This window comes from Kitasatospora putterlickiae (assembly GCF_039527695.1).
GTDB classification, from domain to species: domain Bacteria; phylum Actinomycetota; class Actinomycetes; order Streptomycetales; family Streptomycetaceae; genus Kitasatospora; species Kitasatospora putterlickiae.
Window position 1 is genome coordinate 29,486 of record NZ_BAAAKJ010000132.1, and the last position, 5,845, is coordinate 35,330.

At 70.2% G+C, this 5,845-nt stretch carries 6 protein-coding genes and 1 pseudogene; 1 reads left to right on the plus strand and 6 read right to left on the minus strand.

Annotated elements, in window-relative coordinates; translation table 11 throughout:
* From ABD308_RS14105 to ABD308_RS14120, 4 genes are all read right to left on the minus strand, one after another.
* Positions 1 to 1,150 (minus strand): methyltransferase domain-containing protein (locus ABD308_RS14105; RefSeq protein WP_344333414.1); only part of this gene is annotated, 1,150 nt, incomplete at its 3' end.
* Positions 1,147 to 1,290 (minus strand): hypothetical protein, encoded by a 144-nt coding sequence (locus ABD308_RS14110; protein ID WP_344333417.1) that lies wholly within the window; start codon positions 1,288 to 1,290, stop codon positions 1,147 to 1,149. The genes ABD308_RS14105 and ABD308_RS14110, both read right to left, overlap by 4 nt.
* Positions 1,291 to 1,413: 123 nt before the next feature.
* Positions 1,414 to 2,256, minus strand: coding sequence for a helix-turn-helix domain-containing protein (locus tag ABD308_RS14115; RefSeq protein ID WP_344333419.1), 843 nt, complete (start codon positions 2,254 to 2,256; stop codon positions 1,414 to 1,416).
* Positions 2,253 to 3,005 carry a DUF6879 family protein gene (locus ABD308_RS14120; protein ID WP_344333423.1) on the minus strand — a complete coding sequence of 251 codons (753 nt, stop codon included), beginning with the start codon at positions 3,003 to 3,005 and terminating at the stop codon, positions 2,253 to 2,255. The genes ABD308_RS14115 and ABD308_RS14120 overlap by 4 nt, the downstream gene beginning before the upstream one ends.
* A gap of 433 nt (positions 3,006 to 3,438) precedes the next feature.
* Between ABD308_RS14120 and ABD308_RS14125 the strand changes: the two are divergent.
* Positions 3,439 to 3,684: pseudogene (locus ABD308_RS14125) on the plus strand (DUF6879 family protein); the annotation flags it as partial.
* Positions 3,685 to 4,100: 416 nt separating this feature from the next.
* Here the strand turns inward: ABD308_RS14125 and ABD308_RS14130 are convergent.
* A complete protein-coding gene (locus ABD308_RS14130; protein ID WP_344333426.1) occupies positions 4,101 to 5,225 on the minus strand; it encodes a methyltransferase domain-containing protein in 1,125 nt (374 codons plus the stop codon).
* Positions 5,222 to 5,845 (minus strand): MvdC/MvdD family ATP grasp protein (locus ABD308_RS14135; RefSeq protein ID WP_486327023.1); only part of this gene is annotated, 624 nt, incomplete at its 5' end. The genes ABD308_RS14135 and ABD308_RS14130, both read right to left, overlap by 4 nt.

A 5,845-nucleotide genomic window follows, 5' to 3' on the forward strand; every position in this document is an offset into this window, starting at 1 on the left:
GTGAGTCCAGCCAGGCCGCGTGCCCATCAGGGGTGACCGTGAGGCCGAAGCGTTCATGGCCGGGGCGGCCCTGGTCGGCCCACCAGCGGTGGGCGGCCTCGACCTCGGTCCAGAGCCTGCGGGGACCGGACTGGTAGACCTCGTACTCGGTGCGGTCCCGCTCGTAGTCGGCGGAGGCCCACGAGCGCTTGTCCCGGCTGTAGATCCACAGGGTGTACGCGCCGTCGTCGTAGCGCTCCGCGCGCCAGAAGGCTCCGGGCACGCCGAGGCCGATGACGAACTGCTGGAACCACTCCCCCGTGTCCCGGGGGGAGAGCGTGGTCGCGCTCCGCACACCGTCCGCCGGCCACGGGACGCCGTGCAGGTACTCGGCGAACAGCGGCCTCCGGGTGCGCTGTTGGCGGAGTCGCATGAACGCGGACCCGCCCGTGAAGGTGCCGACCGCCCGGGTGCCGTCCTCGCTCACGGTGAGCCGGACGATCTGCTCGCCGCCGTACTCGGTGCCGAACGGAGCGACGATCACCGCGCCCGGGGCCGACTGCTCCAGCCACGCCGGCGGGATCGACAGCAGGGAGCAGGTGGCGATGACGCGGTCGTACGGGCCGCCCGCGGCCCACCCGTCCCGGCCGTCACCCTCGACCACGGTGGGCGCCAGTCCGGCGCTGTCCAGGTTCTTCCGGGCACCCCGCGCGACGTCGGCGTCGTATTCGACGGACACCACGTTGAGGTCGCCCAGGCGGTGGGCCAGGAGCCCCGCGTTCCAGCCCGTGCCCGTGCCGATCTCCAGCACCCTGTTCCCCGGACGGACGTCCAGGTCCCGGAGCATGGAGAACACCATGGTCGGCATCGAGTTGGAGGACGTCGGGGTCGTGCCGAGCCCGTCACCCTCGTGCCGGCCGTCGTCCCACTGCGTGGTCAGCGGAATGTCGGAGTAGACCGCGTTCCGCCACGCCTCGGGGTCCGTCGAGCGGTGGACGGCGGGGTTCTGCCGGGTGCCGTTCGCGATGCCCGGCCAGATCCGGTCCGGGACGAACAGCTCGCGGGGTACGGCCTCGAACGACGGAAGCCAGTCCGAGGACAGCGCGCCCTCGGCCACCAGCGCGGAGGCGAGCCCCTGGGGGCCCGCCTCCTTGTGCGTCCCGCCGGTCACTTGCCGCCCGCCGGGTTCTGGCCGTCCGAGGTGTTGCCACCCTCGTCCGAACCGCCGCCGCCGTGTCCGGAGCCCTTGTTGCTGTCGTCCTGCTGCTTGCCGCCGTCACCGGCTCCGGTGCCGCCTCCGTGCTTACTCATCCTGGTACCTCCGTATCGCGCGGGTCGAAGCTCTCGGCCCGTACGTTAGGTGTGCGAGAGCCGCCGGCGGGCCCCTGATTCTCGAAGATTCCAGGGTTTGCGGTCCGTATGCGCGAGGATTCCTCAGACGGCTCCGAGTGCCCTGCGGCACCGCACCAGAACCTTGTGGGCATCCGGGCCGAACACGGCCGCGTCGGCCATCGTTTCCCAGACCCGCGAGTACAGGGCCACGTCCTCCGCCTGGTCCAGCCACAGTTCCGCGTGCCAGTCCTCAACAATGACGAGCCGCTCGTCGTATATCCAGAACCCGTTGGCGGGCGGCAGAGCGAGCCGGGCCTCGAACGGCACGATGCCCAGGGTGAGGGTGTCAAGGCCGATCACACCGCTGAGCCGGTCGAGCTGGGCGGCCATGACCGCAGGTGGGCAGAGCCGGGCGTGAAGCGCGGCCTCCCACATGACGATGCGGTAGTGCTTGCCCGGCCGGTAGAGGCTTTCCTGCCGTCGGACACGGGCTCGCACCGCCTCCTCGACGTCACGCGGCGACTGATGGAGATCGGCGGCCGCGTTGAACACGTGCCGGGCGTAGTCGGCCGTCTGGAGCATGCCAACGATCATTGAGCCCTCCCAGGCGCGTATGACCGTCGACCGCTCGTACTCGATCGTCAGCCTGTCCTGCACCGGTCGGTGACCGGCCGCGAGCTGCCGTCGCCACGACCGGGACTGCGACTCGAACGACCGCAATCTGGCCGTCAGTTCGGACGCCGCGCCAGGCTGACCGACACCCGTTGACCAAGCCTTGAGGTCGTCGTGGGTGGCGGTCTGCCGGCCGGTCTCCAGCTTGCTGACCTTGGACTGGGCCCAGCCCAGGCGATCGGCCAGCTGTCTGCCCGTGAGGCCTCCCTCGGCGCGCAGCTCGCGGAGCCGCAGACCGAGGGCGATTCGCGCTTGTTGGAAGTCCGTGCTCACACGCCGGACGGTACCTCAGCGATGAACTCCCGATACGGCGTGGCGAAGTGCTGGGCAGCGTCCCGAACCTGGCAGGCGCGGGCCACCTGAACCGGGTCGGTGATCAGCTCCACCCCGGTCAGATCGTCGTCGGAGTCGAAGTGCAACAGAGCGATCACGCGCGAGTCGAACAGCCAGGCATCCTCCTCCGGAAGGCCGAGGCGATCGGCGTCGGCGCGCCAGAGGTACCGGATGTCCTCGCCGACGGCGCTGTTCCGCTCCGCGTTGTCGAGCAGGTACCGCTGTCCCGGGGTGGGAGGGCTGTCCATGATCCTCACCCGCTCGAACCGCTTGCCGAGGGCCACCTGCTCGCGGCGTGAACAGCACCACGGGTCGTCCAGGTCCCATCCGGCCGCCTGCCCGGCAGCAAACCGACGGTAGGTGTCGGTCAGCTCATCGGACCGGTACCTGCGGCGAGTCTCCAGCCGGAAGGCCGTGTGCTCGAAGTTCTCGAACATGCTGTCAAACTCGTCGAAGTCAATCAGCACGGGATCCCGGTCCACGTCTCGCGGAGCGAAATCAGCGAGCAGAGCGCGGGGCACGACCACGAACGCTTCGCCGGGCTTGACGTTGCGAAGCTGGGCCACTTCGTCGGAATCGGTGATCGCGTCGCCCTGCACCAGCACCTCTCCGGTCTCGATGTCCTCGTAGAGCGTCGGGCATCCGTTGTTCCCCGAATTGCTTCCGATGTACCGCAGTCGTCGACCCACGGCCGCTCCCCTCACTGTTGGTCAGGCCGGTGTTCAGGATGCCGGTGGGATCGGTCCACAGCGGACGCTGATTCTCGGATATTCACCCAAAGCCGCAAAGTTCGTGGAGCCGGCAGCAGGCCGCCGAGGCTCGCCGCCACGGCGAGCCGGAGTAGGAAGTCGGCCTGGTCGACTTCCTACTCCGAGCCGGGTCGGCCCGCTCCGCACATCGCTACCGGGCGAGTGCGGGATAGGCATGCCGGATGCGCCGGGATTCCTCAGACGGGTCCGAGCGCCCTGCGGCACCGCACCAGAATTCTTACGGTTCGGGAGGCGCAGGAAGTCGGGTCCGTCCCCGGCCACTCCACAGATGTGCCGGATCACGAGACCGTGATCCGCCTGCCCGCCAACATGATCCAGTTCATCCCCCGACCGGACAGCGAGGGCAACAGCGGTGGCAACGGCGGTTCGTGAGCAGTTGGCCAAGGCACAGCGCTCGGCGGTGCATCTGGAGATGCGGGACAGCTACATGCTGGACGATCCCGAGTTCATCGCCTGGCAGGAGGGCAAGCGGCTGGACCCCGCCGACCGTGAGTAGTGGTGGCGGTCCTGGCTCGACGTGGTGGTCGAGGCGACCAGTCGGGGGGTGGGCATGCGCCGTCTGCGTGTGGTCTCCGAGCCGGTGACCGACTACATCCGGTGATCTCCGGCTACCTGACCATCACCCAGCCGAGCGAGATCACGATGTACGCCGAAAACGTTCAGCGAGCTGGCAGAGCTGACCCTCTACGGCGCGGCCGCGCGTGAACTGATCACATCCGCCGCCGCACTACTCGGGTGATCCCTGCAATCGGCGTGGAATCCGGTGGAACTTCGTGGCTGGGCGCACGTCTCGCTCCGTAACCTCTCGACTGTCGGGATTCCGTCGATCGGCTCGCGCAACGGGCCGGGCATCACGTAGGAAGGGCACCACGTTGGAGACATCCGATCGGGCGCGGCTCGACACGTGCCTACGTCGCCACGGCCATCGAGGCCATCGCCGATGAGACCTCGCGAGCCCGGGTCCTCGCCACTGTGTAGCTGTTCGCGAGGCACGGCCTCGAACGACGGGAGCTGTCAGAGGGTGCAGGACGTCGTCTCGCCGCCCGGGGTGGTGTAGGTGACCAGTTGGGAGCCTGCCGGGGTGACGGTGAGGGTGAGCCACTCGCGGCGGGGGCGGTGGTGGTGACGCCAGGTGCTGTAGGCGGACTCGACGATCTTCCAGAGGTCGCGCGGCCCGCTGGTGGTCACGGTGGACGGGCGGCCGGGGTGGTCCTCGACCTGGGCGGTGGAACCGTCCGCCGGGTCGTGGAGTGTGCCACCACCGACCCTGACGGCGGACGGAGGCAGTCGCAGGCCCGCCCAGAAGGAGAAGCCGTGGTCGTCCAGCACGCGGGCGCCGACGACGCTCGTCCGCCGCCGGCCGGTGGCGGGAACGTCGCAGATCGCCGCCGCGCTCCCGTCCACCCGCAGGGGCATGAACGCGGCGGGCCGGTGCAGGAACCGGCCCGCCGCGCCGCCGTCGGGCAGCTTGGTGAGGCAGGCGACCGCACCGCCGCCGAGGGCGTTGCCGATCGGCGCGACGATCAGCCCGCTGGTCACGCACTGGTCCAGCCAGGCCGGTGGGAGGCGGCGGACGGAACAGGTCGCGATGATCCGGTCGAACGGCCCGCCGCCCGGGCAGCCGACCGCGCCGTCCGCGCGCACGACGGTGACGGCGGCGCCGAGCCGTGCGCGCGCCGCGTCCACCAGGCGCGCGGTGCGGTCGACCGTGGTCACGTTCCCGGCGCCGGCGAGGTGGAGGAGCAGCGCTGCGTTGTACCCGCTTCCGGTACCGATCTCCAACACCCGGTCCCCGGGCCGGACATCGAGCGCGTCCAGCATCTCCGCCATCAGCCCGGGCGCCGTGGACGACGACGTCGCCATCCCGCCCACCGCGGCCACCCCGGCACCCGGCACGTCCTCGGCGTGCACCCCGTCCACCTCGGTGACCAGCGCCTCGTCCGCGTACACGGCCCACAGCCACGCCTCGTCGTCACTCCGCCAGGGCCGGTGCACCCCGTCCTCGGACCGGTAGAACACCGGCACGAACGGATGCCTCGGCACGTTCAGGAAGGCCTCTACCACCCGCGAGGACAGTACGGACGCTCCCCGCTCGATGTCCCGCGCCAGCCGGATCCTCGCTTCGAGTTCCGTGGTCATCTCTCGTCCTCTTCCAGGTAGTCACAGATGGCGGCGGTGATGGGCAGCCCCGTCGCCTGTTCGACGAATCCGTACTGCCCGTTGGGGTTGACCTCCAGGAACACCCAGTTCCCGGACGGCGTCACGACGAAGTCGAACGCCCCGTAGGGCAGGCCGAGTCGCGCCAGCACGTGGTGAACGCCGACGGCCACCTCGGCCGGAGGCTCGCACACGCGGTAGCGGAGGCTGTCGTAGTCACTGCGCCAGTCCGTCCTCGCGGCATCCGACTCCGCGTGGATCTCCGCCGCGAACAGCCGCCCGCCCACCGCCGTGAGCCGAACCTCGTACGCCTTGGGCACCCACTCCTGGAACAGGTGCGCCGTGGCGGCGATGGAAGGGTGCCCGATGTCCTCCGGTCGGAGCACGCTCGCGTAGACCGCCACCGACTCGCCGCCGACCGTCCCCCGGATCGGCGTGAACGGCTTGTAGACGACGGGACCACCGATCCGGTTCGCGAACTCCCGTGCGGCCTCCGGCCGGTTGGTGATCAGCGTCCGCGGAACCCGCAGCCCGCACTCGGCCGCCACCCGGAGCTGGAGCGGCTTGGACTCCGCCTCCGCCGCCCGGCCCGGTGGCGGCAG

Excerpts from the sequence above, each read along its gene's own strand:
- ABD308_RS14130 (WP_344333426.1), bottom strand. The coding sequence starts at position 5,225 with ATGACCACGGAACTCGAAGCGAGGATCCGGCTGGCGCGGGACATCGAG.
- ABD308_RS14110 (WP_344333417.1), bottom strand. The coding sequence starts at position 1,290 with ATGAGTAAGCACGGAGGCGGCACCGGAGCCGGTGACGGCGGCAAGCAG.